Genomic DNA, 25589 nt, shown 5'->3' on the forward strand with positions numbered 1-25589 from the left:
ACGCGACATTAAGGTCAACGAGATCGGCCGCACCAGTAGTCGACTTCAGCCAACCGCTGGACGCCCTTGCAATGGGACACTGGTGGCGTGAGTACCGCTGCTTCCTCCCGTCCCTCCCCGGCCAGCGCGGCGCGGCGCCGCGCGGTGATCGACGCCTTGCGCCGCGGCGCCGTTCCCGAAAGCGGGCTCGACCTCCTGGCCACCGGCCTGGACCGGTTCGAGGCAGCACTCGACTCCGAGCTCGACACGGTCGCCTCCGGTTCTTCGGTGTTCAAGGCCGTCCGCGGGGAGTACGGATCAGGTAAGACCTTCTTCACCCGATGGCTGGGTGAACGGGCCAAGCGGAGGGGTTTCGCGTTGGCGGAGATCCAGATCTCCGAGACGGAGACCCCCCTCCACAAGCTGGAGACCGTCTACCGACGTCTGACCGAGCGGCTCACCACCACGAGCTTTCCCCCGAGCGCGCTCCGGCCTGTCGTGGACTCGTGGTTCTACACCTTGGAAGAGGACGCCCTCGCGGACGGCGCCGACGAGGAAGACCTCCCACAGGCGGTCGAGAAACTGCTGACGGCACGATTGGCCGAGGTGTCGCGGCACGCGCCCTCCTTCGCCACGGCGCTGCGCGGCTACAAGTCAGCCCTTGCCGGAGGCGACGAGGCGACTGCAGCGGCCGTGCTGGCCTGGCTGGGTGGCCAGCCGCACGTGGCTGCGGCCGCGCGACGCTCTGCCGGAGTCCGCGGCGACCTCGATCATTTCGGGGCCTTCGGCTTCCTGCAAGGCCTCTTGACCGTACTGCGCGACTCCGGGCACAACGGCCTGTTCGTCGTCCTGGACGAGGTCGAGACCTTGCAGCGCGTCCGTTCGGACGCCCGGGACAAGGCGTTGAACGCCCTTCGGCAGCTCATCGACGAGGTGCACTCCGGCCGGTTCCCCGGCCTCTATCTCCTGATCACCGGAACTCCTGCGTTCTACGACGGGCAGCAGGGAGTTCAGCGGCTCGCTCCTCTCGCTCAGCGCCTCGCCACCGATTTCACCACCGACCCGCGCTTCGACAACCCTCGTGCGGTCCAAGTGCGGCTGCCGGGCTTCACACAGGAGTCGCTGGTCGGCCTCGGAGTGACCATCCGGGACCTGTATGCGGAGGGTGCCTCCTCGCCGGAACGCGTGAAGTCACTCGCCGACGACGCGTACGTTGCCGACCTCGCGCGCGCGGTGGGCGGAGCCCTCGGGGGGAGGGCAGGAGTGGCGCCCCGGCTGTTCCTCAAGAAAATGGTCGGTGACGTGCTGGACCGCGTCGACCAGTTCGAGGACTTCGACCCGCGCCGGCACTATCGGCTGACCGTGACGACCAGCGAACTCACGGACGTGGAGCGCAATCACGCGGCATCCGGATCAGCCGACGACGTCGACCTGGACATGTGATGGTTGCAGTCCCGGCGGGTGGGACAGGATCCGCCCACACCAGCCCCCACCCAGACGGCACGGACCCCGTCGACCGGCTCGATCCCGTCATCCTCCACCATGTCGTGAACACGCTCGGCTGGCCCGACCTGCGGCCTCTGCAGCGGGCCGCGATCGATCCCCTCATGGACGGCGAGGACGCAGTGCTGCTCGCGCCCACCGCGGGTGGCAAGACCGAGGCAGCGTGTTTGCCGATCCTGTCGGCGATGTCCGGCCAACGCTGGTCCGGCACGTCGGTTCTCTACCTGTGCCCGCTCAAGGCGCTCCTCAACAACCTGGTCACCCGTGTCGACTCCTACGCCCAGTGGCTCGGCCGCCGGGCCGAGCTCTGGCACGGAGACACCAAGGAGTCTCAGCGCAGGCGCATCCGTACGGACTCACCCGACATCCTCCTCACCACTCCTGAGTCCCTCGAGGCCATGCTCATCGGGGTCAAAACCGACCACGCCCGTCTTCTGGGCGGGATCCGGGCAGTCGTGGTGGACGAGGTGCACGCGTTCGCCGGCGACGACCGAGGCTGGCACCTCCTCGCGGTGCTGGAGCGTCTGGAGCAGGTCACGAGACGCCCCATCCAGCGGATCGGCCTCTCTGCGACGGTCGGAAACCCTCAGCAACTGCTCACCTGGCTCCAGGGCTCCGGTGCGGGCAAGCGCCCGGGGCGGGTCGTCGCCCCCGACCTCACCCTCACGCCGGCTGCGACCAATACCACGGCCACCACGGGCGGGAGTCTTCGGCCGCCGGGAGAGGTGGAGCTGGATTACGTAGGGTCCCTCGACAACGCGTCCAAGTTGATCGCGGCCCTGCACCGGGGGGAGAAGAGGCTGGTCTTCTGCGAGTCCAGACGTCAGGTGGAGGAGCTGGGAGCAGCCCTGCGGGCACGCGAAGTGACGGTGTTCCTCTCGCACGCCTCCCTCTCGGCCGAGGAAAGAGCCCGCTCGGAACAGGCCTTCGCCGAAGCACGCGACTGCGTCATCGTCTCCACCTCCACATTGGAGCTGGGCATCGACGTGGGCGATCTGGACCGCGTCATCCAGATCGACTCGCCCCGCACGGTGGCCTCCTTTCTCCAGCGCATCGGCCGCACCGGCCGGCGCCCGGGGACCACTCGAAACTGCCTGTTCCTCGCCACCGGCAAGGACACCCTGCTGCAGGCCGCCGCCCTGCTGCTCCTCTGGGGGCGCGGCTGGGTCGAACCGGTCACACCCCCTCCGGAGCCTCGCCACCTCGTGGCGCAGCAGTTGCTCGCCGCCACGCTTCAGCAGCACCGCATCGGCGACCAGGCGTGGCAAGGGATGTGGAACGGGCTGGCTCCGTTCGACAGATCAGCTTCCCCCATCCTGCGCCACCTGGTGAACGAGGGGTTCCTCGATGAGGACAGCAGCATGCTCTTCATCGGTCCCGAGGCGGAACGCCGATTCGGCCGGCGTCACTTCATCGAGTTGACTGCTTCGTTCACCGCTCCCCCGCAGTTCACGGTGCTGTCCGGCCGTTCCGAAATCGGGCAGACGGACCCTTCCGTGTTGACGGAGGAACGGCCGGGACCCCGTCGATTGCTGCTCGGTGGGCGCAGCTGGCAGGTGACGTTCATCGACTGGGGGCGCAAGCGGGTGTTCGTCGAGCCGGCTGACGGTGGCGGCGTCGCCAAATGGACGGGCGGGTCGCTCGCCGGCCTCTCGTTCGCTCTGACCCGCTCGATGCGCGACGTACTGCTCGGAGCAGACCCCCTGGTTTCTCTCACCCGTCGGGCCGAGTCGTGCCTGACCGAGTGGCGCGAGGAGGATGCGCCTCACATCACCGATTCCGACGGCTCTCTGATCACTCGACTGGGGACGGACGTCCGGTGGTGGACGTGGGCCGGCTACCGGGCTAACGCGACGCTCGCCGCCACACTTCCGTCGATCAGTGACCCCGTCCAAAGGCCGACGGACTGCTACGTGCGGCTACGAGAAGACCTGACACCCGACATGTGGCAAGTGGCTCGTGCAGATGCTGACGGTGGAAACGCACTGGTGTTGCCCGATGTTGACCACCGAGCGGTACACGGCCTGAAGTTCTCAGCAGCGCTACCTCACCGACTCGCGATGGCCACCGTTGCCGCACGACTGGCGGACTTCGACGGAGCGCGCACGACCCTTCAGGGCCCAGTCCGTTTCCATACCGAATCCCTCACGTGAGACGGTCCGCAGGTCTTGATACTGACGGCGATGCCTGACGTCTCCGCATCAAGACGCCAGACAGGACGGACAGCCAGCAGGTGTGATGGCGTGTTGATCGCCGACCACGCATCGGACGATGTGAACTGAGATGCGGATACCTCGGGGTCGTCGCGACATCGCCCTGCGCGCCCAGCTGAGGAGGTACTCACCCTATGCCCGCCCAGTTCCGCACGCCATCCACCCATGGCGGCGATCCCAGCCTCGACCGCCTGTAGGCCGTCCTCGAGGAATGGCGAAGTCCCTGCTGGACATGGGCGGGCGCAACCGGCTGCTGAACGTATGGCTCACCAGGACCTCAAGATGGTGTCGCCGGCCGCAGAGTGCTCTCCGTCAGCGAGAAGGCCGCGGCGCTGAACGTAGTACGCAACCGCCTGCACAGCATCGGTCTGGGCGACTTCGTCACGGCTCTGCACAGCGGACATGGCCGGGCCGATGTGACGGGGCTTCAGAGCGTCAGCATCCGAAGACTGCATGGGTGCTGTCAGCGAAGGGCGAGCGCGTTTCCTGCTGAATCGGCAGGTCAAGCGGCTTTCAGCAGTCTCCGGACCGCTTCACTCCTTGCTTGGCTGGAAACACGTCGAGCAAGGAGTGAAGGCCAAGAAACCGCAGGTCAGGACCCTTCCCGGATCGGCTCCAGGATTGCCACGCACTCCACGTGGTGCGTCATCGGGAAGAGGTCGAAGGCTCGGAGGGTGCGGGGCTTGTAGCCGGCGTCGCGGAAGTACGCCAGGTCGCGGGCCAGGGCGGCCGGGTCGCAGGCGACGTACGCGATGCGGCGGGCCGAGAGGGAGGCCAGGTGGCGGACCGTGGCCTTGCCGGCGCCGGCGCGCGGGGGGTCCAGGACGATGAGGTCGCACTCCGTGATGCCGGTGCGCGGCAGGACCTGCTCCACCTTGCCCTGCTCGATGCGGACCCGCGGGAAGTCGGCGAGGTTGTGGCGGGCGTCCTCCACCGCGCGCTTCGTCGACTCGATGCCGAGGACCGCTCCGGTCTCGCCGAGCCGCTCCGCGAGGGCGCCCGCGAAGATGCCCACCCCGCAGTACAGGTCCAGGGCCATCTCGCCCTTGCGCGGCATCAGGCCCTGCATCACGGCGCGGACCAGGGTGTCGGCGGCCTGGGGGTGGACCTGCCAGAAGCCGCCCATGCCGACGCGGTAGGTGCGGCCGTCGGAGCGCTCGCGGACGAAGGGGCGGCCGTGGACGCGGTGGACGCCGCCGTCCTTCTCCTCCACGCGGAGGACGGAGACCGGCTTGTCGAGCTCGACGAGCGGGAGGCGGCCGCCGGGGCGCGGGGTCAGGACGACCTGGCGGTCCTGGGAGCCGCTGGCCGCGATGGCCTCGACGGTGGCCATGTCCGGCCAGGTGCGCTTCTCGATGCCGAGTTCGGTGACGCCGGGGGCCGCGATCATGCAGTGGGAGATGGGCTCGACGTCGTGCGAGCGGTGCTTGCGCAGGCCCGCGCGGCCCTCCTCGTCGACGGCGTACTGGACGCGGGTGCGCCACTGCGGGACCTCGCCCGCCGGGAGCTTGTCTCCCTCGGCCGGCATGACCGTGCCGTCCCAGCCGGCCTCCTCGGGCGTCAGCCCGGCCAGCCGCTGCAGCTGCTCGGCGATGACCTCGCCCTTGAGGCGGCGCTGGGCGCCGGGCTTGGCGTGCTGCCAGTCGCAGCCGCCGCACTTGCCGGGACCGGCGTACGGGCAGGGGGCCTCGACCCGGTCCTTGGAGGCCGACACCACCTTCACCGCGTCCGCGCGCAGGAAGCGGGAGTCCACGTCGCCCTCGGTGACCGAGGCGACCACCCGCTCGCCCGGGAGGGCGTGGCGGACGAAGAGGACCCGGCCGTCCGCGGTACGGGCGATGCAGTGGCCGCCGTGCGCGACGGGGCCGACCTCGACCTCGTACTCCTCCCCGACCAGTGACTGCTTCTCGTTCTGGTTCTGCATGGTGGGGAGTGCTCCAGGGTTCATGGGGTGGGTGGGGCCTACGTGCGGTTGTGCCGCGGACCACGGTGAAGCGTGCGCAATGCCGACGGACGCGACCCGTCAGTCTACGTCGGGTCGCGTCCGGGTCGGTAACCAAGCGGGGCTCAGCCCTTGCCGCTCGGCTCCTTGCGGCGCGTGTCCACGGGACCGCGGCGGACGGCGCCCGGGGCGCTCCACTCCTGCCGCTTCTTGGCCCGCTTCTTCGCCGCCTCGGACGACTGGAGCTGGTACGGCACCGAGGTGACCATGACACCCGGCGTGAACAGCAGGCGCCCCTTGAGCCGGAGCGCGCTCTGGTTGTGCAGCACGTGCTCGTACCAGTGGCCGACGACGTACTCCGGGATGTACACGCTGACTGCGTCGCGCGGGTTCTCGGTGCGCAGCCCCTTCACGTACTCGATCACCGGCCGGGTGATCTCGCGGTACGGCGAGTCGAGGATCTTCAGCGGTACGTCGATCCCGCGCCGCTCCCACTCCGCCTTCAGGGCACGGGTCTCGGCCGGGTCCACGCTGACGCTGAGCGCCTCCAGCTGGTTGGCGTGCAGCAGCTTCGCGTACGCCAGCGCCCGCAGGGTCGGCTTGTGCAGCTTGGACACCAGCACCACCGAGTGCACGCGCGAGGGGCGCACGTACTCGTCGGGGCGCTCCTCGGCGGCGGCGATCTCGGCCGCGACCTTGTCGTAGTGGCGCCGGATCGCGGACATCGTCGCGTAGAAGATCAGCATTCCGAGCAGGGCGACCCACGCGCCGTGCGTGAACTTCGTGGCGAGGACGACGACCAGCACGAGGCCGGTGAAGGTGGCGCCGAAGGCGTTGATGCCCCGCGAGCGGTGCATCCGGCGGCGGGCCGCCGGATCCTGCTCGCTCCTCAGGTGGCGGTTCCAGTGCCGGACCATGCCGATCTGGCTGAGGGTGAAGGAGACGAACACGCCGACGATGTACAGCTGGATCAGCTTGGTCGAGTCGGCGTCGTAGATCCACACCAGCAGGATCGCCGCGCCCGCGAGCAGCACGATGCCGTTCGAGAAGGCGAGCCGGTCGCCGCGGGTGTGCAGCTGGCGCGGCAGGTAGCGGTCCTGGGCGAGGATCGAGCCGAGCAGCGGGAAGCCGTTGTACGCGGTGTTCGCGGCCAGGAAGAGGACGAGCGCGGTGGCGGCGGCGAGCAGGATGAACAGGAAGCTGCCGTCGCCGAAGACGGCCTCGGCGACCTGGGAGATCACCGGGTCCTGCACGTACTCGGGGCCGACCGGCACGCCGTCGACGAGCAGGTCCTGCGCGGGCTTCTCGGCCATCCGCACGTCGGTGGCCATGGCCAGGCCGATGATGCCGCAGAACATGGTGACGGCCAGGGCGCCCATGAGGGCGAGGGTGCTGGCGGCGTTCTTGCTCTTGGGCTTGCGGAAGGCGGGGACGCCGTTGCTGATGGCCTCGACGCCGGTGAGGGCCGCACAGCCGGAGGAGAAGGCGCGCAGCAGCAGGAAGACCAGCGCGAAGCCGGCGATGCCCTGGTGCTCGGCCTTGATCTCGAAGTCGGCCGTGGGGGCCTTCATGGTGTCGTCGAGGACGAGTCCGCGCCAGGCGCCCCAGGCGATCATCAGGAAGACGCCGGCGACGAACACGTAGGTCGGGATCGCGAAGAGCTTTCCGGACTCCTTGACGCCGCGCAGGTTCATCAGCGTCAACAGCAAGATCATTACGACCGCGCTGAGCACTTTGTGCTCGATGACGAAATGGACGGCGGAACCGAGGTTCTCCACTCCCGAGGAGATGGAGACCGCGACGGTCAGCACGTAGTCGACGAGCAGGGCACTGGCGACGGTGAGTCCGGCCTTCGGCCCGAGATTGGTGTTCGCGACCTCGTAGTCGCCGCCACCGCTGGGATAGGCGTGGACATTCTGCCGATACGACGCGACCACCGTGAACATCAGCACCACGACCGCGAGCGCGATCCAGGGGCTGAAGTGGTACGCCGACACGCCCGCGATGGAGAGGACGAGGAGCACCTCGCCCGGGGCATATGCCACGGAGGAGAGCGGGTCGGACGCGAACACGGGGAGTGCGATGCGCTTCGGGAGGAGCGTTTCACCGAGGCGGTCGCTGCGCAGCGCCCGGCCGATCAGGATCCGTTTGGGCAGGTCGGTCAGTTTGGACACGGAGAGGATGTTAAGCGTTCGAAAAGAGCGCTGACCAACCACCACCCGAACCCTGCCCCAATTACGCACCACCACCGCACAAGAGGTCACACTGGTGACCGCCCGTGTGTAGCTTGGGCCATGGTCTGAGACCCTGTGAAGCCAGAGGATCACCCGGGCGGGACGGGGTCCGAAACTATTGACAGCCGGAAGGACGGCCGTGCACATCGTCATTATGGGCTGCGGAAGAGTGGGCTCGGCCCTCGCGCAGACCCTGGAGCAGCAGGGGCATACGGTCGCCGTCATCGACCAGGACCCCACGGCGTTCCGTCGGCTGGGATCGGGCTTCGGCGGCCGTCGCGTCACGGGCGTGGGCTTCGACCAGGACACCCTGCGCGAGGCCGGCATCGAGGACGCGGGCGCCTTTGCCGCGGTCAGCAGTGGTGACAATTCCAACATCATCGCGGCCCGCGTGGCCCGCGAGATGTTCGGTGTGGAGAACGTCGCCGCTCGCATCTACGACCCGCGGCGCGCCGAGGTCTACCAGCGCCTGGGCATCCCGACGGTGGCCACCGTCCGCTGGACCGCGGACCAGATGCTGCGGCGCCTGCTGCCCTCCGGCGCGGAGCCGCTCTGGCGCGACCCGAGCGGCGGCGTGCAGCTCGCCGAGGTGCACACCTCCCCGGCCTGGATCGGCCACAAGGTCAGCAAGCTCCAGGACGAGACGGGCGTGCGCGTCGCGTTCCTCACCCGGCTGGGCGAGGCCATGCTGCCGTCCTCCCAGACCGTGCTGCAGGAGGGCGACCTGGTCCACGTGATGATGCGCACGGACGAGATCGCCAAGGTCGAAGAGGCGTTCGCGCAGGGTCCCGAGGAGGCACACGCATGAGGGTCGCGATCGCCGGAGCCGGCGCCGTGGGCCGCTCCATCGCGGGCGAGCTGCTGGAGAACGGGCACGAGGTGCTGCTCGTCGACAAGGCGCCGACCGCCATCTCGGTCGAGCGGGTGCCGCAGGCGGAGTGGCTGCTGGCCGACGCCTGTGAGATCACCTCGCTGGACGAGGCCGCGCTGCAGCGCTGCAACGTGGTCATCGCCGCCACCGGTGACGACAAGGTGAACCTGGTCGTCTCGCTGCTGGCGAAGACGGAGTACGGGGTGCCGCGCGTGGTGGCCCGCGTGAACAACCCCAAGAACGAGTGGCTGTTCAACGAGTCCTGGGGCGTGGACGTCGCGGTCTCGACCCCGCGCCTGATGTCCGCCCTGGTCGAGGAGGCGGTGAGCGTCGGCGACCTGGTGCGCCTGCTCCGCTTCAGCCACGGCGACGCCAACCTGGTCGAGCTGACGCTGCCGCCGGAGTCCCCGATGGCGGGCGTGCGGATCAGCGAGATCAGCTGGCCGCAGGACACCTCCCTGGTGACGATCATCCGAGGCAACCGGGTGCTCACCCCGCACCCGGAGGAGAGCCTGGAGGCGGGCGACGAGCTGCTGTTCGTGGCCGCGCAGGCCCGCGAGGAGCAGCTGGAGGAGCTGCTGAACGCGGAGCGCGCGGCGGAGTAGGCCCCCGGCCGCTGTACGTGACGAGGGCCCCCGGAACCAATCGGTTCCGGGGGCCCTCGTCACGTACCCGGGCCGTCGACACGTACGGCGACCCCTGGCGCGTACAGCGGGCGGGGATCCTCGCTACGCCTCCCCGCGCCGCGCGGCCGCGGCGGCCTCCTTGCGCTGCCGCTCGGCCTCCTCCTCCGCCTCCATCTCGGCGAAGACGTCGATCGGCGGCGGGGCCTTGGCCAGGAACACCCAGGTGAAGTACACCGCCAGCACCATCGGCGGCAGCTTGAGGGCGATCAGCACCCAGCCCAGCTGCGTCGTGTCGCCCCACCAGTACAGCGGGAAGAGGATGGCGTACTTGGCCAGGAAGATCAGGCCCCAGGCCAGGCTGGCCTTGGTGTACGCGGCCTTGCGGCCGGGGTTGCGGGTGCGCCAGGAGAGGTTCTCCCGGAAGATCGGCCCCAGCACCACGCCGAGCAGCGGGAAGCCCACCAGCGCGGAGACGGTGAAGGCGACGCCGAGCCCGGCGCCGTAGATCATGCCTGGCAGGTAGAAGTCCTTGGCGTTGCCCGTGAACATGGCGAAGGCCACGCCGAAGCCCACGCCGAAGACGCCGCTGAAGGCGTGCTTGACGGTGTCCCTGCGGGCCAGCCGGACCACGACCAGCACGAGGGCCACCGCCACCGCGGCGATGGCCGAGAGCTTGAGGTCCTTGTTGACCGTGTAGATCCCGACGAAGAGCAGGCCGGGGAGCATGGTCTCCAGCGTGCCGCGGATCCCGCCGAAGGCGTCGAAGAGCGCCGCCTGCGTCACGGCCCTGGCGTCGGCGTCCGGGTCGGCGCCGGGCGCCCGGTCGCCCCGGGTCTCCTCCGAGCCCTCGTGGCCCTTTTTGTCGAGTGACGTCACCGGCTAATGCTCCTGTCCGAGCGGTCGGAGTTCGTACTTCGGATTGAAGAGCACCCGGCGGCCGTGGCTCATCGAGATGCGGCCGGAGGCGATCATCTTGCGGCCCGGTTCGATGCCCACGATCGAGCGCCTGCCGAGCCAGACCACGTCCAGCGCGGCGGAGCCGTCGAACAGCTCCGCCTCCAGGGCCGGAACCCCGGCCCGCGGTCGCAGGGTGACGGTGCGCAACGTACCAGCCACCTTGACTATCTCGCGGTCGTGGCAGTCACAGATACGGGTGCACCCCGCGGCCTCCGCGTCCTCCTGGAGCTCCGCGGAGTGCAGCTCCTCCTGTGAGGAGGACAGCCGCTCTATCATCCGGCGGAAGCGCCCGGCAGGCTTCGCGGGCTTCTCGGAACGAGGTACAGCACTCATACAGGAAGCCTACCGGCGCGGGGGTCACCTCTCGAAGCGGTATCCCATGCCCGGTTCGGTGATGAAGTGGCGGGGGTGCGCCGGGTCGGCCTCCAGCTTCCGGCGCAGCTGAGCCATGTACACGCGGAGGTAGTTGCTCTCGGTGCCGTAGGACGGTCCCCAGACCTCCTGGAGCAGCTGCTTCTGGCTGACCAGGCGTCCGCTGTTGCGGACCAGCACCTCCAGCAGGTGCCACTCGGTCGGAGTGAGCCGTACGTCCCTGCCGTCCCGGCTGGCCTTCTTGGCGGCCAGGTCCACGGTGAAGCCGGCGGTCGCGACGGTCACCTCGTCGCCGCCGCTGCCGGGCACCGGCTCCGCCCGGCGGACGGCGGCGCGGAGCCGGGCCAGCAGCTCGTCCATGCCGAAGGGCTTGGTCACGTAGTCGTCGGCCCCGGCGTCGAGCGCCTCGACCTTCTCGTCGGAGCTGTGGCGGGCGGAGAGGACGAGGATCGGGACCCGGGTCCAGCCGCGCAGCCCCCTGATCACCTCGACGCCGTCCATGTCGGGCAGGCCGAGGTCGAGCACGACCACGTCGGGGTGCCGGGCGGCGGCGAGCTCCAGGGCGGTGGCCCCGTCGGGGGCGGCGTCGACCTCGTACTTGCGCGCCTTCAGGTTGATCACCAGGGCCCGTACGATCTGCGGCTCGTCGTCCACCACGAGCACCCGCGTCATGGAGATCCTGCTTTCTGTCGTCATCGCGCTACCACGTCATCCTCCACCGCGGCCCGTGACGCGTCGCGGTCACGGGTGACGGCCGGCAGGCTCAGCACCATCGTGAGCCCTCCGCCCGGGGTGTCCTCGGCGCCGAGGGAGCCGCCGATGGCCTCGGTGAACCCCCGCGCCACGGCGAGCCCGAGGCCGACCCCGGCTCCGCGCGGGGCGTCCCCGTACCGCTGGAACGGGGCGAAGATCCGGTCCTTGGCCTCGTCGGGCACGCCCGGCCCCCGGTCCACCACGCGGACCTCGACGCGGCCGCCGAGGGCGCTGGCCTTCACGTGGACCGGCGTCCCGGCGGGGCTGTACTTCACGGCGTTCTCGACCACGTTGGCCACCGCCCGCTCCAGCAGCCCCGGGTCGACGGCCACCATCGGCAGGGTCTCCGGGATGTCGAGCTCGACGCTGCCCTCCGGTACGCCGCCCAGCGCCATCGGCACGACCTCGTCCACGTCGATCTCGCGGATCAGCGGGGTCACGGTGCCGGTCTGGAGCCGGGACATGTCGAGGAGGTTCCCGACCAGGTGGTCGAGGCGGTCGGCGCCGTCCTCGATGCCGGCCAGGAGCTCGGCCCGGTCCTCCTCCGACCACTCCACGTCGTCGGACCGGAGCGAGCTGACCGAGGCCTTGATGCCGGCGAGCGGCGTGCGGAGGTCGTGGCTGACGGCGGCGAGCAGGGCCGTGCGGATGCGGTTGCCCTCGGCCAGCTCCCGGGCCCGCTCCGCCTCGCCGACCAGCCGCTGCCGGTCGAGGACGACGGCGGCCTGGGCGGCGAAGGCGCCGAGGACGCGCCGGTCCTCGGCGGGCAGCACCCGTCCGGACAGCGCGAGGGCCATGTGCTCGCCGACCGGCATGTCGACGTCGGCGTCCTCGGGGCGCTCCGCGGGGTGGGGCCCGACGCTGGCGGCCGGGGTCCAGGGCTCGACCTCGCCGTCGCGTTCGAGCAGGGCCACGGACTCCATCGCGAAGGTCTCGCGGACGCGTTCCAGCAGGGCGTCGAGGGTGGTCTCGCCCCGCAGCACGCTGCCGGCGAGGAAGGACAGCACCTCGGACTCGGCCCGCAGCCGGGCGGCCTGGTGGGTGCGCCGGGCGGCGAGGTCCACGACCGAGGCCACCGAGGCGGCGACGGCGAAGAAGACGCCGATGGCCAGGATGTTCTTGGGGTCGGACACGGTCAGCCGGTGCAGGGGCGGGGTGAAGAACCAGTTGAGCAGCAGCGAGCAGAAGGCGGCCGAGGCCAGGGCCGGCACCAGTCCGCCCAGCAGTGCGGCGGCCACCGTGAGGGCGAGGAAGAGCAGCATGTCGTTGGCGAGGCCGAGATCGGTGTCGACATGCGTGAGCAGCAGCGCGAGCAGGGTGGGCAGGACCACGCCCACCACCCAGCCGGCGATGATCCGGGTGCGGCTGAGCCGGGCCTTGCGGCTGACGGGCAGCCCCCGGCCCTTGGCCACCTCGTCGTGGGTGACGATGTGCACGTCGAGGTCGGGCCCCGACTCCCGGGCCACCGTCATGCCGACGCCGGGCCCGAACACGTACTGCCAGGGCCTGCGACGGCTGGAGCCGAGGACGATCTGGGTGGCGTTCACGCCCCGCGCGAACTCCAGGAGGGCCTCGGGAACGCTGTCGCCGATCACATGGTGGAACGTTCCGCCAAGATCCTCGACCAGGGTCCGCTGGACCGCCAGCTCCTTGGGCGACGCGGCGGTCAGGCCGTCGCTGCGGGCGACGTAGACGGCGAGCACCTCGCCGCCGGCGCCCTTCTCGGCCAGCCGTGCCGCGCGGCGGATGAGCGTACGTCCCTCCGGGCCGCCCGTGAGGCCCACGACGATCCGCTCCCGGGCCTGCCAGGTGCTGCGGATGCCGTGCTCGCCCCGGTACTGGCGGAGGTACTCGTCGGCCCGGTCGGCGGTCCACAGCAGCGCCAGCTCGCGCAGGGCGGTGAGGTTGCCGGGCCGGAAGTAGTTGGAGAGGGCCGCGTCGACCTTGTCCGGCTGGTAGATGTTGCCGTGGGCCATCCGGCGGCGCAGCGCCTGGGGCGACATGTCGACCAGCTCGATCTGGTCCGCCCGCCGCACCACCTCGTCCGGCACGGTCTCCCGCTGCCGCACCCCGGTGATGGACTCCACGACGTCCCCGAGGGACTCCAGGTGCTGGATGTTGACGGTGGAGACCACGTCGATGCCGGCCCGCAGCAGTTCCTCGACGTCCTGCCAGCGCCTGGGGTTCCGCGAGCCCGGGACGTTCGTGTGCGCCAGCTCGTCGACCAGGGCTATGGCGGGCCGCCTCGCGAGCACCGCGTCCACGTCCATCTCGGTGAACACCGCGTCGCGGTACGCCAGCTCCCGCCGCGGCACCTGCTGGAGACCGGCCAGCATCGTCCGGGTGCGCTCCCGCCCGTGGTGCTCGACGAACGCGACGACGACGTCGGTCCCGCGCTCGGCCCGGCGGTGGCCCTCGGAGAGCATGGCGTAGGTCTTGCCCACGCCCGGTGCCGCGCCGAGGTAGATCCGTAGCTTGCCGCGTCCCATGTCCCTATTGTCTTTCACGCCCTGGAAACTCACCGTTGCGGGGGGTCAGCTCCGGGCCGCCCACCTGGGGGTGAAGGCCGGGCCGGAGGAAGGCCGACGGCGGGCGCCGCCGGGGGAAGTCGCTTTTCGGACCATCCGAGGAAACCCCGGTTCTGCGGCGTCAGGGCCGCCGTTGACGCCCTCCATACGGCGGCGGCCGCGCCCTTGACGACTTCCTGACGCCGGACGGCCGTTCCCGGGTACGCCGATGGGCCGCACCCCCGGAGCGGGGGTACGGCCCATCGGCGTGAAAGTGCCCCTACGGCGCCTCCGGCGGGCCCCTGAGGGCCCGTCGGCGCCGAGCGGGGGACCGGGGCTGCTAGCGGACCTCGGTGATCTCCGGGCCGCGCTCCAGCTGGCCCATGCCGCCGGAGAAGCGGGAGCCCTCCTGGTCGTCGGTCTGCACGCCGTCCGGCACCATCTGCGCGTCGTTCGGCAGCTTGAGGACGATCGGGTCGCGCGGGGCCATCGGGCCCTCGCCGCGCACCACGACGGTGTCACGGAAGATCTGCTCCAGCAGACCGGCGGCCTCGGGCTGCACCGCGCCCTGGCCGGAGATGACACCGCGCAGGAACCAGCGGGGGCCGTCGACACCGACGAACCGCACCAGCTGGACGCCGCCGGTGCCGTCCGGCAGCTGTACGGGGACCTGCGCGCGCAGCTCCCAGCCCAGCGGGCCCTCGACCTCGTCGATGAGACCGCCCTGCTGGGTGATGCCCGAGGCGATCTCCTCGCGGACCTCGCCCCAGATGCCCTCCTTCTTGGGGGCGGCGAACGCCTGCAGCTGGATCGCGCTGTCGCGCAGCACCACGGTCGCGGCGACGATCGCGTCCCCGGCGACCTCCACACGCAGCTCCATGCCCTCGACACCGGGCACGAAGATGCCGCCCAGGTCCACGCGGCCCTCGCCGGGCGCGCCGACCTCGGAGATGTCCCACGGGCCGTCGGGCCGCGGGGCCGGCGGCAGGTTCACCCTGCGCTGCTCGCCCGCGGCGAGCCCGGCGAGCTCATCGGCGTCCTGCTCGACGCCGTCGACGACCTGCTCGGCCTCGCCCGCCACACTCTCGGCGGCGCTGCTCTTCTTGCGACGTCCGAACACGTCACTGTCCTTCCCGGTCGGATACGACCGAAGCGTAGCCATTCCCACCCTGCTGCCCAGCGCCGGATCCGGACACGGCCGCGTGACCGCCGGTCGATCCGAATCCCCCCTCGGCACGTGCCGAACCGGGAAGTTCCGCCACCTCGTGGAAGCGCACCTTCTCGACCCGCTGGACGACCAGTTGGGCAATGCGGTCGAACCGCTCGAACCGCACGCTTTCACGGGGGTCGAGGTTGACCACAATCACCTTGATCTCCCCACGGTACCCGGCATCCACCGTCCCCGGGGCATTCACGAGCGCGAGCCCGCAGCGGGCCGCGAGTCCCGAACGCGGGTGCACGAAGGCGGCGTACCCGTCGGGCAGCGCGATGGACACCCCGGTGGGGAGTACGGTGCGCTCGCCGGGGGCCAGCTCCGCGGCCTCCGTGGTGACGAGGTCGCAGCCCGCGTCGCCGGGGTGGCCGTAGGCGGGCAGGGGCACCTCCGGGTCGACGCGCTTGATCAGCACGTCGAGGGGTGCGTGGTTGAAGGACATCAGGGGTTCACCTCGAAGGCGCGGGCGCGCCTGACCTGGTCCGGGTCGGCCATCGCCGCCTGGATCTCCTCGGGCCGACCGTTCTCGATGAAGTGGTCGACCTTGACCTCGATGAAGAGGGCGTCGGCGCGGACCGCGACCGGGCCCTCCGGGCCGCCTATCCGGCCCACGGCGGTGGAGTAGATCTTCCGCCCGGCCACGGCCGTCACCTCGGCCTCCAGGTGGAGGACGGTGTCGACCGGGACGGGGCGCACGAAGTCGGTCTCCAGCCGGCCGGTCACCGCGATGACGCGCAGCAGCCAGTTCAGCGAGCCGAGCGTCTCGTCGAGGGCCGTGGCCAGCACGCCGCCGTGCGCGAGGCCGGGGGCGCCCTGGTGCGCCGGCTTGACCGTGAACTCCGCGGTGACGCTGACGCCCTCGCCGGCCCGCGCCTCCAGGTGGAGGCCGTGCGGCTGACCCCCGCCACAGCCGAAACAGTGGTCGTAGTGCGCACCGAGGAGCTCACCGGGGGCCGGGGCGTCGGGGTGCCGCACCGGCGCCACGGCGTCGGCAGGGGGCGTCAAGGCTGTGTTTCGTCCACTCACAGGCGCAGACCTTACCCGCGCGGCTACCCGCCGGTCGCCCCGTGCCAAGCTTGGGGTCATGCAGCTCTCCCCCGCACACCACGACGAACGCCTCACCGCCCCCCGCTCCTGGTGGGCGATCACCGCCCTCGTCGGCGTCTCGGGTGCGCTGATCATGCTGCCGCTGGGCCTGCTGCCGATGGTGGCCGGGCTGGTCGGCGGCACGGCGCTGGCGGGGGTGCTCGTGAGTTCGTACGGCTCCGCGCGCGTGCGCGTGGTGGGCGGCTCGCTGGCCGCGGGCGAAGCGCGGATCCCGGTGACGGCCCTCGGTGAGCCGGAGGTGCTGGACGCGGCGGAGGCGCGGGCCTGGCGGACGCACAAGGCCGATCCGCGGGCGTTCATGCTGATGCGCAGCTACGTCCCGACGGCGCTGCGGGTGCCGGTCACCGACCCGGCCGACCCGACCCCGTACGTGTACGTGTCCACGCGCGAGCCGGAGGCCCTGGCCGCTGCCCTGCGGGCGGCGCGGGGCGCCTGAGTCCCGCGGGCGGGGCTCACTCGCCGGGGCCGGGCTCCAGGGCGTGGGTGTTGTGCCCGGGCAGCGGCAGGGGGTGCGCCGGTTCCTCCAGGGGCGGGAGCTGCTTGAGCAGGGCCCAGGGGACGGCGTTGGCCCGCAGGTCGCCGCGTACCTTCTCGGCGAGCTTCCTGGTGTCGCGCCGGTTCATCGCGGCGCCGACCGCGGCGCCGATCATGAAGGGCATCAGGTTCGGGAGGTTCCGGACCATCCGCTTCATGATCTGCTGGCGCAGTTCGCGCTTCATCTGCCCGCCGAGCGCCGCGTTGATCGTCGTGGGCTTGGTGACGTCGATGCCGCGTTCCTCGGTCCAGGCGCCGAGGTAGGCCATGCTGCGCTCCCTGAGCCCGCCGGGCGGGCGGCGGCCGTAGACCTCGTGGAGCTCCGCGACGAGCTTCAGCTCGATGGCGGCGACGCCGGTGATCTCGGCGGCCAGCTCGGTCGGCATGGCGGGCGGCACCGGCAGCATGGCCGCCGCCCCGATGCTCGCGCCGACCGTGGACGTGGCGTTGCAGGCTCCCGCGATCAGCTTGTCGGCCAGCTGGTCGGGGTCGAGTCCGGGGAACTGCGCGCGCAGGGTCTCCAGGTCCCGCACCCGCACGCGCGGGGCGATCTCGACGACCCGGTCGGCGAGGTACGAGATGACCGTGCGGGCGCCCGTGAGGGCACCTTCTCCGCCCTTGCGTACGCCGTCCCTGACGGCGGCGCGCAGGCGAGCCCCGGCCGCGGCCCGGGGCCCCTCGGTGCCCTCCGTGACGGCGGGCGGCGTGGCGGAGGGTACGTCGCCGGCATCGTGGCCCGTCTCCGGACCCGTGCCGCTCCCGTACGCCTCCGCTGAACCCTGCTGCCTCCGGAAGCGGCGCTTCCGGGACGGCGTCGAGCCTGCCACGGCGGCTGTCAGTCGCAGTCGCGGCAGATCGGCTGGCCGTTCTTCTCGCGTGCCAGCTGGCTGCGGTGGTGGACGAGGAAGCAGCTCATGCAGGTGAACTCGTCCGCCTGCTTGGGCAGCACCCGGACGGCCAGCTCCTCGTTGGAGAGGTCGGCGCCCGGCAGCTCCATGCCCTCGGCGGCCTCGAAGTCGTCCATCTCGATGGACGAGCTCTGCTTGTCGCTGCGCCGGGCCTTCAGCTCTTCCAGGCTGTCGTTGTCGACGTCGTCGTCGGTCTTGCGTGGGGTGTCGTAGTCCGTTGCCATAGTCGCTCTCCCCCTCTGGGTGTTAGCGGTGTCTCAGCGCACGTAACGCGCGAGAGGCCGGACTTGTGCCCGACCTGAGGCGGAGATTTTGCCTCACATCAAGGTCTGTTACTCAATCGACACCCAGCCGCACGCCTGAAGGAGCGATCGGCGGGGATGTCGAGCGGGACCGTACACGGTCCGACGGTCGCGCCGCATCGGTGCCACCCCGTGTATTTCCCGCCATTCGGGGGGCCGGAAACCCGGACTTTCCCGGGCTTTCCGGCACCCCAGAGGGTCACTGAACGTACAGGACCCGGCACGGCACAATGTGATCGATCACACAGAAATCGACCTCTCGCGACCGTGCTTGATTTCGCTCAGGGCGAAATCATGTCCGGATGCTAGATGGGTAGCGTGACACGCATCACCAGGCCACCGCCCTCCCGGGGCTCCGCGACGATCCGTCCGCCGTGCGCCCGGGCGACCGAGCGGGCGATGGAAAGACCCAGCCCGACGCCCTTGTCGCTGCCGGTCCGCTCGGTGCGCAGCCGCCGGAACGGTTCGAAGAGGTTGTCGATCTCGTATGCGGGAACCACGGGACCCGTGTTCGACACCACCAGCACCGCCTGGCCGTGCTGGATCTCGGTGGTCACCTCGACCCAGCCGCCCTCCGGCACGTTGTACCGGACGGCGTTCTGCACCAGGTTCAGGGCGATCCGCTCCAGCAGCACGCCGTTGCCCTGGACGACGGCCAGGGCGCGCTCGCCGCGGATCTCCACGCCCTTGGCGTCGGCCTCGGCGCGCGCCTGGTCGATGGCGCGCGAGGCGACCTCGGCCAGGTCCACGGGCTTGCGCTCGACGATCTGGTTCTCGCTGCGGGCGAGCAGCAGCAGGCCCTCCACGAGCTGCTCACTGCGCTCGTTGGTGGCCAGCAGCGTCTTGCCCAGCTGCTGGAGCTCCACGGGCGCCCCGGGGTCCGAGAGGTGCACCTCCAGCAGCGTGCGGTTGATCGCCAGCGGGGTGCGCAGCTCGTGGGAGGCGTTCCCGACGAACCTCTGCTGGGCCGTGAAGGCCCGCTCCAGCCGGTCCAGCATCTCGTCGAAGGTGTCGGCGAGCTCCTTGAGCTCGTCGTCCGGCCCGTCCAGCTCGATCCGCCGGGAGAGGTCGGAGCCGACCACGCGCCGGGCGGTACGGGTGATCTTGCCCAGGGGCGAGAGGACCCGGCCGGCCATCGCGTAGCCGAAGGCGAAGGCGATGATGCTCAGGCCCAGCAGCGCCATCAGGGAGCGGCTCAGCAGGTCGTCCAGGACCTGCTTCTTCTGCTGGTCCATGCAGGCCGAGATGGCCTGGTTGAACTGGTCGATCGTCTGGTCGCCGCCCACCCCGGGGCAGGTCGCGCTGGTGACCTCGATCTTCTGCCCGCCGACGATCTTGAACGGCGGGAAGCTGCCCCCGTGCACCGCCTGGGCGGCGAGCAGGTAGATGATCGACAGCAGCAGGATCCCGGCGATCAGGAACATGCCGCCGTAGAGCAGCGTCAGGCGTATCCGGATGGTCGGTCTGAGCCAAGGGAAGGGACCCTCGGGCTGGCCGGGGTCCCAGGTGGGCTTCGGGGGCGCCGGTGGCGGCGCGGGGGTCGATGCCACCGCCGTCAGATCCGGTATCCGGAGCCCGGCACGGTCACGATGACCGGCGGCTCGCCCAGCTTGCGGCGCAGGGTCATGACCGTCACGCGCACCACGTTGGTGAAGGGGTCGGTGTTCTCGTCCCATGCCTTCTCCAGCAGCTGCTCGGCCGAGACGACGGTGCCCTCGCTGCGCATGAGGACCTCCAGCACCGCGAACTCCTTGGGCGCGAGCTGCACCTCGCGGCCGTCCCGGAACACCTCGCGGCGGTTGGGGTCGAGCTTGATGCCCGCGCGCTCCAGGACGGGGGGCAGCGCGACGGTCGTACGCCGGCCCAGCGCCCGCACCCGGGCCGTCAGCTCGCTGAAGGCGAACGGCTTGGGGAGGTAGTCGTCCGCCCCCAGCTCCAGGCCCTCCACGCGGTCGCTGACGTCGCCAGACGCGGTCAGCATCAGGACCCGGGTGGGCATGCCCAGCTCGACGATCTTGCGGCAGACGTCGTCGCCGTGGACCAGAGGGAGGTCTCGGTCGAGGACGACCACGTCGTAGTCGTTCACGCCGACGCGCTCCAGAGCGGCCGCGCCGTCGTACACGACGTCCACGGCCATGGCCTCCCGGCGCAGTCCGGTGGCCACCGCATCGGCGAGCAGCTGCTCGTCCTCGACGACGAGTACGCGCACGTCGATTTCCTTCCTCATGGGCCCGTGGGGGGCAGCGTCTGTTGCGCGTCCATCCTGCCCTTTTCTCCGGTAAACCGGCTGTAAGGCGTCACGGGGCGGCCTCCCGCGGGGGCCGGAGGCGAGGATTCCCGCGCCTTCCGAGGTTTCTGCGTTCCGGGGGGCGGGGAGGAGGGGGTCACACCCTCGATCACCCGGCCGTGGCAGACCCACGCGTCCTGGTGACCGGCGATGGGCCCCCCGGCACCCCCGTGCCGGGCGACCGAACCCCCGGCACCCCCGTGCCACCGACCCCGACCCACGAAGAGGGGGCGCACCATGGACGCATTCACCGCAGGTCTTCTGCAGCGCATCAAGACCACGGAGTCCGACCTCACGCAGGCGCGCGAGACGGGCGACGACTTCCTCGCGGAAGTCGAGCAGGCCGAGCTGGACGACCTGCACCGCCTCGCCGCCGAGCACGGCGTGCGGGTCAGCGCCGCATAGCGCGCACCGGCCGCACGAGAGGCGTCCGAGGCGATTCCGGTCCGTCCGGAACCTTCGTAGCCGCTCGAACCGTCACGACGCACGACACGGGGGCCCCGGTACCGCGGGACGGTACCGGGGCCCCCGTGCGTGTGTGCGCATGGCCCCGGGCTGCGGGATGCGCCGCCGGGCGGGCGGTCAGTCGTGCCAGGCCCCCGCCTCGTCCAGGAGGCTCTGGAGGGGCTCGAAGACGGCCGGGGTGGCCGCCACCGCCAGCTCGCCCGACGGGGGCTGTCCGGGCCGTCCGCCGGTGAGCGCGCCGGCCTCCCGGGCGATCAGGTCGCCGGCGGCCAGGTCCCACGGGTGCAGCCCGCGCTCGTAGTAGCCGTCGAGCCGGCCGGCCGCGACGTCGCACAGGTCCACGGCGGCCGAGCCGCTCCGCCGGATGTCCCGGACCTGCGGGACCAGCCGCTGGGCGACGTCCGCCTGGTGGGCACGGACGGTCTGCACGTAGTTGAAGCCGGTGGCGACCAGGGCCTGGTCCAGGGGCGCGGCTGCCCGGCAGCGCAGCGGCCCGCCGCCGGCCAGCCAGGCTCCGCCGCCCAGCACCGCGTGGTACGTCTCGCCGCGCATCGGCACGGCCACCACGCCGACCACGGTCTCGCCGTGGTACTCGGCGGCGATGGAGACCGCCCAGGACGGCAGCCCGTAGAGGTAGTTCACGGTGCCGTCGAGCGGGTCGACGATCCAGCGCACCCCGCTCGTGCCCGGGCTGCTGGCGCCCTCCTCGCCGAGGACGCCGTCGTCGGGCCGGTGGGCGCCGAGGTAGCCGGTGATCAGCTTCTCGGCGGCGATGTCCATCTCGGTGACGACGTCGATCGGACTGGACTTGGTGGCGGCCACCCCGAGGTCGGCGGGGCGGCCGTCGCGCAGCAGCTCTCCGGCCTGCCGGGCGGCCTCCAGGGCGATGCCGAGCAGTTCGGCGTTGAGCGGGTCGGTCATGGATCTCCTCTCGGCGGGCGGGCGGGTGCGGTGGCGTCAGGCGTACGGGCTGTCCTCGCCGGCGGCGGCCGGGCGGGGCGCCCGGGCCGGGCAGCAGCCCACGGCGCACAGGTCGTGGCTGGCCCCCAGCATGCCGACCCAGCAGCGCTCGGCCTCCTCGCCGCGCTCGACGGCGGCCCGCTCCAGCACGAGGTCGCGCACGGCGGCCGCGAAGCGGGGGTCGTCGCCGACCGTGGCCGAGCGGGCCACCGGCAGGCCCAGTTCCGCGGCCTTGGCGGTGGCCTCGGTGTCGAGGTCGTACATGACCTCCATGTGGTCGGAGACGAAGCCGATGGGGACCATCACGGCCGCCGGGGTCCCGGAACCGTGCAGGGCCTCCAGGTGGTCGCAGACGTCCGGCTCCAGCCACGGGATGTGCGGGGCGCCACTGCGGGACTGGTAGACGAGGTCCCAGGGGTGCGCGACGCCGGTCTCGACGGCCACGGCGTCCGCGATCACCTCGGCGACGTCCAGGTGCTGCCGGACGTACGCGCCGCCCTCGCCGTGCTCGGTGTGCTCCCCGGCCGGGCCCGAGGCGTCGGCCGCGGCGGTGGGGATGGAGTGGGTGGTGAAGACGAGGCGGGCGGAGTCCCGGACGTCCTCGGGCAGCTCCGCGAGGGAGGCGACCACGCCGTCGATCATGGGCTCGACGAAGCCGGGGTGGTTGAAGTAGTGCCGCAGCTTGTCGACGCGCGGCAGCTCCAGGCCCTCCCCGGCGAGGACGGCGAGCGAGTCGGCCAGGTTCTCGCGGTACTGCCGGCAGCCGGAGTACGAGGCGTACGCGCTGGTGGCCAGGACGGCGATGCGGCGGCGGCCGTCGCGGACCATCTCGCGCAGGGTGTCGGTGAGGTACGGGGCCCAGTTGCGGTTGCCCCAGTAGACCGGGAGGTCCAGGCCGTGCTCCGCGAAGTCCTTGCGCAGGGCGTCCAGCAGGCGGCGGTTCTGGTCGTTGATGGGGCTGACCCCGCCGAAGCCGAAGTAGTGCTGCCCGACCTCTTTGAGGCGCTCGCGCGGGATGCCCCGGCCCCGGGTGACGTTCTCCAGGAACGGGACCACGTCGTCGGGGCCCTCGGGGCCGCCGAAGGAGAGCAGCAGGAGGGCGTCGTACGGGCGGGCGTCGGCGGTGGTTTCGGGAGTCGCGAGCTGGTCTGGCATGTCCCGAATCCTGCCACCCGGCTCGGACACCCGGTAACCGGCCCGCCACGGGACCGCAGGTAAGGTTCACCTAACTTCTTTCCCCCGGGAAACCCCCTGCCGCCCCGTACCCGGCGCACGTAACCTGTACGGGCCATCTACGTCCCTTACGGAGGGCCCCCTTGCCCAGTCCCTACCGCGCGATCTTCGCGGCGCCCGGCACCCGGGCGTTCACGGTTGCCGGATTCTTCGGGCGGTTGCCCCTCTCGATGCTCGGCATCGGCATCGTCACGATGATCTCCCAGCTCACCGGCCGCTACGGCCTGGCGGGAGCCCTCACGGCCACCCTGGCGCTGTCCGCCGCCGTGCTCGGCCCGCAGGTCTCCCGGCTGGTGGACCAGTACGGCCAGCGGCGGGTGCTGCGCCCGGCCGCGCTCATATCCGTGGCCGCCGTGTCGGGACTGCTCGTCTCCGCGCGGGAAGGGGCGCCCGACTGGGTGCTGTTCGCCTTCACCGCGTGCGCCGGCGCGGTGCCGAGCGCGGGCGCGATGCTCCGGGCCCGCTGGGCGGCGCTCTACCGGGACTCGCCGGACCAGCTGCACACCGCGTACTCCTTCGAGTCCGTGATGGACGAGGTCTGCTTCATCGTCGGCCCGATCGCCTCCATCGGACTGTCCACCGTCTGGTTCCCCGAGGCCGGGCCCCTGATCGCGACGGTCTCGCTGCTGATCGGCCTGTTCTGGCTGACCGCCCAGCGCGCCACGGAGCCCGTCCCGCACCCGCGCGAGCCGGGCGCCGACCGGAGCTCCGCGCTCCGCGCCCCCGGTCTCCAGGTGCTGGTGGCGACCTTCGTGGCGACGGGCGCGATCTTCGGCTCGGTGGACGTGGTGACGGTGGCCTTCGCGGAGGAGCGCGGCAGTCAGGCGGCGGCCAGCGTGGTCCTCGCGGTCTGGGCGCTGGGGTCCTGCATCGCCGGACTGCTGTTCGGCCTGGTCCGCCTGAAGGGCCGCAAGGAAAGGACCTGGGTCCTGGGCATCTGTGCGATGGCCGTGAGTATGATCCCCCTCCTACTGGCCGGGAACCTTCCGTTTCTGGCCGTGGCGCTCTTTGTCGCGGGCCTCGCCATCGCTCCCACGATGGTCACCACGATGGCCCTGATCGAGACGCACGTACCGCGCGCGAAGCTGACCGAAGGCATGACCTGGGTGGGTACGGGCCTGGCCGTCGGCGTCGCGCTCGGGTCCTCCGTGGCCGGCTGGGTGATCGACGCGGCCGGGGCGCGGAGCGCGTTCGTGGTGTCGATCTCGGCAGGGGCCGCCGCGGCGGCGGTCGCGTTCGCGGGTTACCGCAGGCTGACGAGGCCTGCGCTAGGGGAGGGACCCGATGGGCACGCAGAGCAGCACGAGGACGGCCGGCGCGACGACGCCCGGCACGTGGCGTAACTGGGCCGGCAACGTCACCGCGCGGCCCGCGCGGGTGGTCGCGCCCCGCACCGTCGAGGAGGTCCGGGAGGCCGTGCGCCGCGCCGCGGCCGACGGGCTGAAGGTGAAGGCGGTCGGCACCGGCCACTCCTTCACCTCGGCGGCTGCCACGGACGGGGTGCTGGTGCGCCCCCAGGCCCTGGCCGGCATCCGGCGCATCGACCGCGAGGCGGGCACGGTGACGGTCGCGGCCGGCACGGCCCTGAAGGACCTGAACGCGGCCCTCGCCCAGGAGGGCCTGTCGCTCACCAACATGGGCGACATCATGGAGCAGACGGTCTCCGGCGCCACGAGCACCGGGACCCACGGCACCGGCCGCGACTCCGCCTCCATAGCCGCCCAGATCCGGTCCCTGGACCTGGTCACGGCCGACGGTGAGCTGCTGACCTGCTCGGAGAAGGAGAACCCGGAGGTCTTCGCGGCCGCCCGGGTCGGCATCGGCGCGCTGGGCATCGTCACCTCGATCACCTTCGCCGTGGAGCCGCTCTTCCTGCTCACCGCGCGCGAGGAGCCCATGCCCTTCGAGCGGGTCACGGACGAGTTCGACCAGCACTGGGCCGAGAACGAGCACTTCGAGTTCTACTGGTTCCCGCACACCGGCAACTGCAACACCAAGCGGAACAACCGCAGCGCGGGGCCCGCCGCCCCCAACGGCCCGGTGAGCGGCTGGATCGAGGACGAGCTGCTCTCCAACGGCGTCTTCCAGGCGGCCTGTTCGCTCGGCCGGGCGGCGCCGTCGACGATCCCGTCGATCGCCCGCATCGCCAGCCGGGCGCTGTCCGCCCGGACCTACACGGACATCCCGTACAAGGTGTTCACCAGCCCGCGCCGGGTGCGGTTCGTGGAGATGGAGTACGCCCTGCCGCGCGAGGCCGTCGTCGGGGCGCTGCGCGAACTGCGGGCCATGGTCGACGCCTCGGACCTGCGGATCAGCTTCCCGGTGGAGGTGCGCACGGCTCCGGCCGACGACATCGCGCTGTCGACGGCGTCCGGGCGCGAGACGGCCTACATCGCGGTCCACATGTACAAGGGCACGCCGTACCAGGCGTACTTCACCGCGGCCGAGCGCATCTTCACCGCGCACGGGGGCCGTCCGCACTGGGGCAAGGTGCACACCCGGGACGCGGCGTACTTCTCCGAGGTCTACCCGCGGTTCGGCGAGTTCACCGCACTGCGGGACCGGCTCGACCCGGACCGGGTGTTCGGCAACGACTACCTGCGCCGGGTGCTGGGCGACTGAG

The 25589-nt window shown here is 71.3% G+C and carries 23 protein-coding genes; 8 read left to right on the plus strand and 15 right to left on the minus strand.

The window, feature by feature from the left end; genetic code table 11:
* Window positions 1–87 precede the first annotated feature (87 nt).
* A complete protein-coding gene (brxD, locus tag ACIQUQ_RS26790; RefSeq protein ID WP_403980608.1) occupies window positions 88–1422 on the plus strand; it encodes a BREX system ATP-binding protein BrxD in 1335 nt (444 codons plus the stop codon).
* Window positions 1422–3635 (plus strand): DEAD/DEAH box helicase, encoded by a 2214-nt coding sequence (locus ACIQUQ_RS26795; RefSeq protein WP_403980610.1) that lies wholly within the window; start codon window positions 1422–1424, stop codon window positions 3633–3635. The genes brxD and ACIQUQ_RS26795 overlap by 1 nt, the downstream gene beginning before the upstream one ends.
* Window positions 3636–4287: 652 nt before the next feature.
* Here ACIQUQ_RS26795 and ACIQUQ_RS26800 read toward each other — a convergent pair.
* On the minus strand, window positions 4288–5619 hold the full coding sequence (locus ACIQUQ_RS26800) for a class I SAM-dependent RNA methyltransferase (protein WP_403980613.1): 1332 nt from the start codon (window positions 5617–5619) through the stop codon (window positions 4288–4290).
* Between the two features lie 143 nt (window positions 5620–5762).
* Window positions 5763–7811, minus strand: a complete 2049-nt coding sequence (locus ACIQUQ_RS26805; protein WP_403980615.1) for an APC family permease — start codon at window positions 7809–7811, stop codon at window positions 5763–5765.
* 199 nt (window positions 7812–8010) lie between these two features.
* Between ACIQUQ_RS26805 and ACIQUQ_RS26810 the strand changes: the two genes are divergently transcribed.
* Together ACIQUQ_RS26810 and ACIQUQ_RS26815 are read left to right on the plus strand one after the other, a co-directional pair.
* Window positions 8011–8679: a potassium channel family protein gene (locus ACIQUQ_RS26810; protein ID WP_403665323.1), complete on the plus strand. Its 669-nt coding sequence runs from the start codon at window positions 8011–8013 to the stop codon at window positions 8677–8679.
* On the plus strand, window positions 8676–9347 hold the full coding sequence (locus ACIQUQ_RS26815; RefSeq protein ID WP_403980618.1) for a potassium channel family protein: 672 nt from the start codon (window positions 8676–8678) through the stop codon (window positions 9345–9347). Before ACIQUQ_RS26810 ends, ACIQUQ_RS26815 begins: the two co-directional genes overlap by 4 nt.
* A gap of 123 nt (window positions 9348–9470) precedes the next feature.
* Here the strand turns inward: ACIQUQ_RS26815 and ACIQUQ_RS26820 are convergent, their stop codons facing one another.
* From ACIQUQ_RS26820 to ACIQUQ_RS26850, 7 genes are all read right to left on the minus strand, one after another.
* Window positions 9471–10244, minus strand: coding sequence for a DUF3159 domain-containing protein (locus ACIQUQ_RS26820; RefSeq protein ID WP_403980621.1), 774 nt, complete (start codon window positions 10242–10244; stop codon window positions 9471–9473).
* A 3-nt stretch (window positions 10245–10247) separates the two neighbouring features.
* Window positions 10248–10658, minus strand: a complete 411-nt coding sequence (locus tag ACIQUQ_RS26825; RefSeq protein ID WP_403665329.1) for an OB-fold nucleic acid binding domain-containing protein — start codon at window positions 10656–10658, stop codon at window positions 10248–10250.
* 24 nt (window positions 10659–10682) lie between these two features.
* Window positions 10683–11369, minus strand: a complete 687-nt coding sequence (locus ACIQUQ_RS26830) for a response regulator (RefSeq protein WP_403980789.1) — start codon at window positions 11367–11369, stop codon at window positions 10683–10685.
* A gap of 20 nt (window positions 11370–11389) precedes the next feature.
* Window positions 11390–13939, minus strand: coding sequence for an ATP-binding protein (locus ACIQUQ_RS26835; protein ID WP_403980623.1), 2550 nt, complete (start codon window positions 13937–13939; stop codon window positions 11390–11392).
* Window positions 13940–14297: 358 nt separating this feature from the next.
* Window positions 14298–15077 (minus strand): DUF3710 domain-containing protein, encoded by a 780-nt coding sequence (locus ACIQUQ_RS26840; RefSeq protein ID WP_403980626.1) that lies wholly within the window; start codon window positions 15075–15077, stop codon window positions 14298–14300.
* A 1-nt stretch (window position 15078) separates the two neighbouring features.
* On the minus strand, window positions 15079–15612 hold the full coding sequence (dut, locus tag ACIQUQ_RS26845; protein ID WP_403665335.1) for a dUTP diphosphatase: 534 nt from the start codon (window positions 15610–15612) through the stop codon (window positions 15079–15081).
* Window positions 15612–16196, minus strand: a complete 585-nt coding sequence (locus ACIQUQ_RS26850) for a PaaI family thioesterase (RefSeq protein ID WP_403665337.1) — start codon at window positions 16194–16196, stop codon at window positions 15612–15614. Before ACIQUQ_RS26850 ends, dut begins: the two co-directional genes overlap by 1 nt.
* A gap of 58 nt (window positions 16197–16254) precedes the next feature.
* On the opposite strand from ACIQUQ_RS26850, the gene ACIQUQ_RS26855 reads away from it, so the two are divergent.
* A complete protein-coding gene (locus ACIQUQ_RS26855) occupies window positions 16255–16713 on the plus strand; it encodes a DUF3093 domain-containing protein (protein ID WP_403665339.1) in 459 nt (152 codons plus the stop codon).
* A gap of 16 nt (window positions 16714–16729) precedes the next feature.
* Here ACIQUQ_RS26855 and ACIQUQ_RS26860 read toward each other — a convergent pair whose 3' ends face one another.
* From ACIQUQ_RS26860 to ACIQUQ_RS26875, 4 genes are all read right to left on the minus strand, one after another.
* A complete protein-coding gene (locus tag ACIQUQ_RS26860; protein WP_403980628.1) occupies window positions 16730–17638 on the minus strand; it encodes a hypothetical protein in 909 nt (302 codons plus the stop codon).
* 8 nt (window positions 17639–17646) lie between these two features.
* Window positions 17647–17943, minus strand: coding sequence for a DUF4193 domain-containing protein (locus ACIQUQ_RS26865; protein WP_399953278.1), 297 nt, complete (start codon window positions 17941–17943; stop codon window positions 17647–17649).
* Window positions 17944–18326: 383 nt separating this feature from the next.
* Entirely contained in the window at window positions 18327–19571 is a 1245-nt protein-coding gene (locus ACIQUQ_RS26870) for a sensor histidine kinase (RefSeq protein WP_403980631.1), read from the minus strand.
* A 5-nt stretch (window positions 19572–19576) separates the two neighbouring features.
* Entirely contained in the window at window positions 19577–20230 is a 654-nt protein-coding gene (locus tag ACIQUQ_RS26875) for a response regulator transcription factor (RefSeq protein ID WP_030206113.1), read from the minus strand.
* A gap of 315 nt (window positions 20231–20545) precedes the next feature.
* Here ACIQUQ_RS26875 and ACIQUQ_RS26880 point away from each other — a divergent pair, with 315 nt between their 5' ends.
* Window positions 20546–20713 carry a hypothetical protein gene (locus ACIQUQ_RS26880; protein WP_399953285.1) on the plus strand — a complete coding sequence of 56 codons (168 nt, stop codon included), beginning with the start codon at window positions 20546–20548 and terminating at the stop codon, window positions 20711–20713.
* 177 nt (window positions 20714–20890) lie between these two features.
* Here the strand turns inward: ACIQUQ_RS26880 and ACIQUQ_RS26885 are convergent, their stop codons facing one another.
* A complete protein-coding gene (locus ACIQUQ_RS26885) occupies window positions 20891–21694 on the minus strand; it encodes an inositol monophosphatase family protein (RefSeq protein WP_403980634.1) in 804 nt (267 codons plus the stop codon).
* A gap of 36 nt (window positions 21695–21730) precedes the next feature.
* Window positions 21731–22888: a ferrochelatase gene (locus tag ACIQUQ_RS26890; RefSeq protein WP_403980637.1), complete on the minus strand. Its 1158-nt coding sequence runs from the start codon at window positions 22886–22888 to the stop codon at window positions 21731–21733.
* A gap of 161 nt (window positions 22889–23049) precedes the next feature.
* On the opposite strand from ACIQUQ_RS26890, the gene ACIQUQ_RS26895 reads away from it, so the two are divergent.
* On the plus strand, window positions 23050–24309 hold the full coding sequence (locus tag ACIQUQ_RS26895) for an MFS transporter (protein ID WP_403980639.1): 1260 nt from the start codon (window positions 23050–23052) through the stop codon (window positions 24307–24309).
* On the plus strand, window positions 24251–25588 hold the full coding sequence (locus ACIQUQ_RS26900) for a D-arabinono-1,4-lactone oxidase (RefSeq protein WP_403980641.1): 1338 nt from the start codon (window positions 24251–24253) through the stop codon (window positions 25586–25588). The genes ACIQUQ_RS26895 and ACIQUQ_RS26900 overlap by 59 nt, the downstream gene beginning before the upstream one ends.
* Window position 25589: the final 1 nt, after the last annotated feature.

Source organism: Streptomyces sp. NPDC101118 (genome assembly GCF_044759445.1).
In the GTDB taxonomy this organism is placed as follows: domain Bacteria; phylum Actinomycetota; class Actinomycetes; order Streptomycetales; family Streptomycetaceae; genus Streptomyces.

Excerpts from the sequence above, each read along its gene's own strand:
- ACIQUQ_RS26815 (WP_403980618.1), top strand. The coding sequence starts at position 8,676 with ATGAGGGTCGCGATCGCCGGAGCCGGCGCCGTGGGCCGCTCCATCGCG.
- ACIQUQ_RS26880 (WP_399953285.1), top strand. The coding sequence starts at position 20,546 with ATGGACGCATTCACCGCAGGTCTTCTGCAGCGCATCAAGACCACGGAG.
- ACIQUQ_RS26855 (WP_403665339.1), top strand. The coding sequence starts at position 16,255 with ATGCAGCTCTCCCCCGCACACCACGACGAACGCCTCACCGCCCCCCGC.
- dut (WP_403665335.1), bottom strand. The coding sequence starts at position 15,612 with ATGTCCTTCAACCACGCACCCCTCGACGTGCTGATCAAGCGCGTCGAC.
- ACIQUQ_RS26830 (WP_403980789.1), bottom strand. The coding sequence starts at position 11,369 with ATGACGCGGGTGCTCGTGGTGGACGACGAGCCGCAGATCGTACGGGCC.
- ACIQUQ_RS26795 (WP_403980610.1), top strand. The coding sequence starts at position 1,422 with ATGGTTGCAGTCCCGGCGGGTGGGACAGGATCCGCCCACACCAGCCCC.
- ACIQUQ_RS26865 (WP_399953278.1), bottom strand. The coding sequence starts at position 17,943 with ATGGCAACGGACTACGACACCCCACGCAAGACCGACGACGACGTCGAC.
- ACIQUQ_RS26800 (WP_403980613.1), bottom strand. The coding sequence starts at position 5,619 with ATGCAGAACCAGAACGAGAAGCAGTCACTGGTCGGGGAGGAGTACGAG.
- ACIQUQ_RS26885 (WP_403980634.1), bottom strand. The coding sequence starts at position 21,694 with ATGACCGACCCGCTCAACGCCGAACTGCTCGGCATCGCCCTGGAGGCC.
- ACIQUQ_RS26890 (WP_403980637.1), bottom strand. The coding sequence starts at position 22,888 with ATGCCAGACCAGCTCGCGACTCCCGAAACCACCGCCGACGCCCGCCCG.
- ACIQUQ_RS26835 (WP_403980623.1), bottom strand. The coding sequence starts at position 13,939 with ATGGGACGCGGCAAGCTACGGATCTACCTCGGCGCGGCACCGGGCGTG.
- ACIQUQ_RS26900 (WP_403980641.1), top strand. The coding sequence starts at position 24,251 with ATGGGCACGCAGAGCAGCACGAGGACGGCCGGCGCGACGACGCCCGGC.
- ACIQUQ_RS26825 (WP_403665329.1), bottom strand. The coding sequence starts at position 10,658 with ATGAGTGCTGTACCTCGTTCCGAGAAGCCCGCGAAGCCTGCCGGGCGC.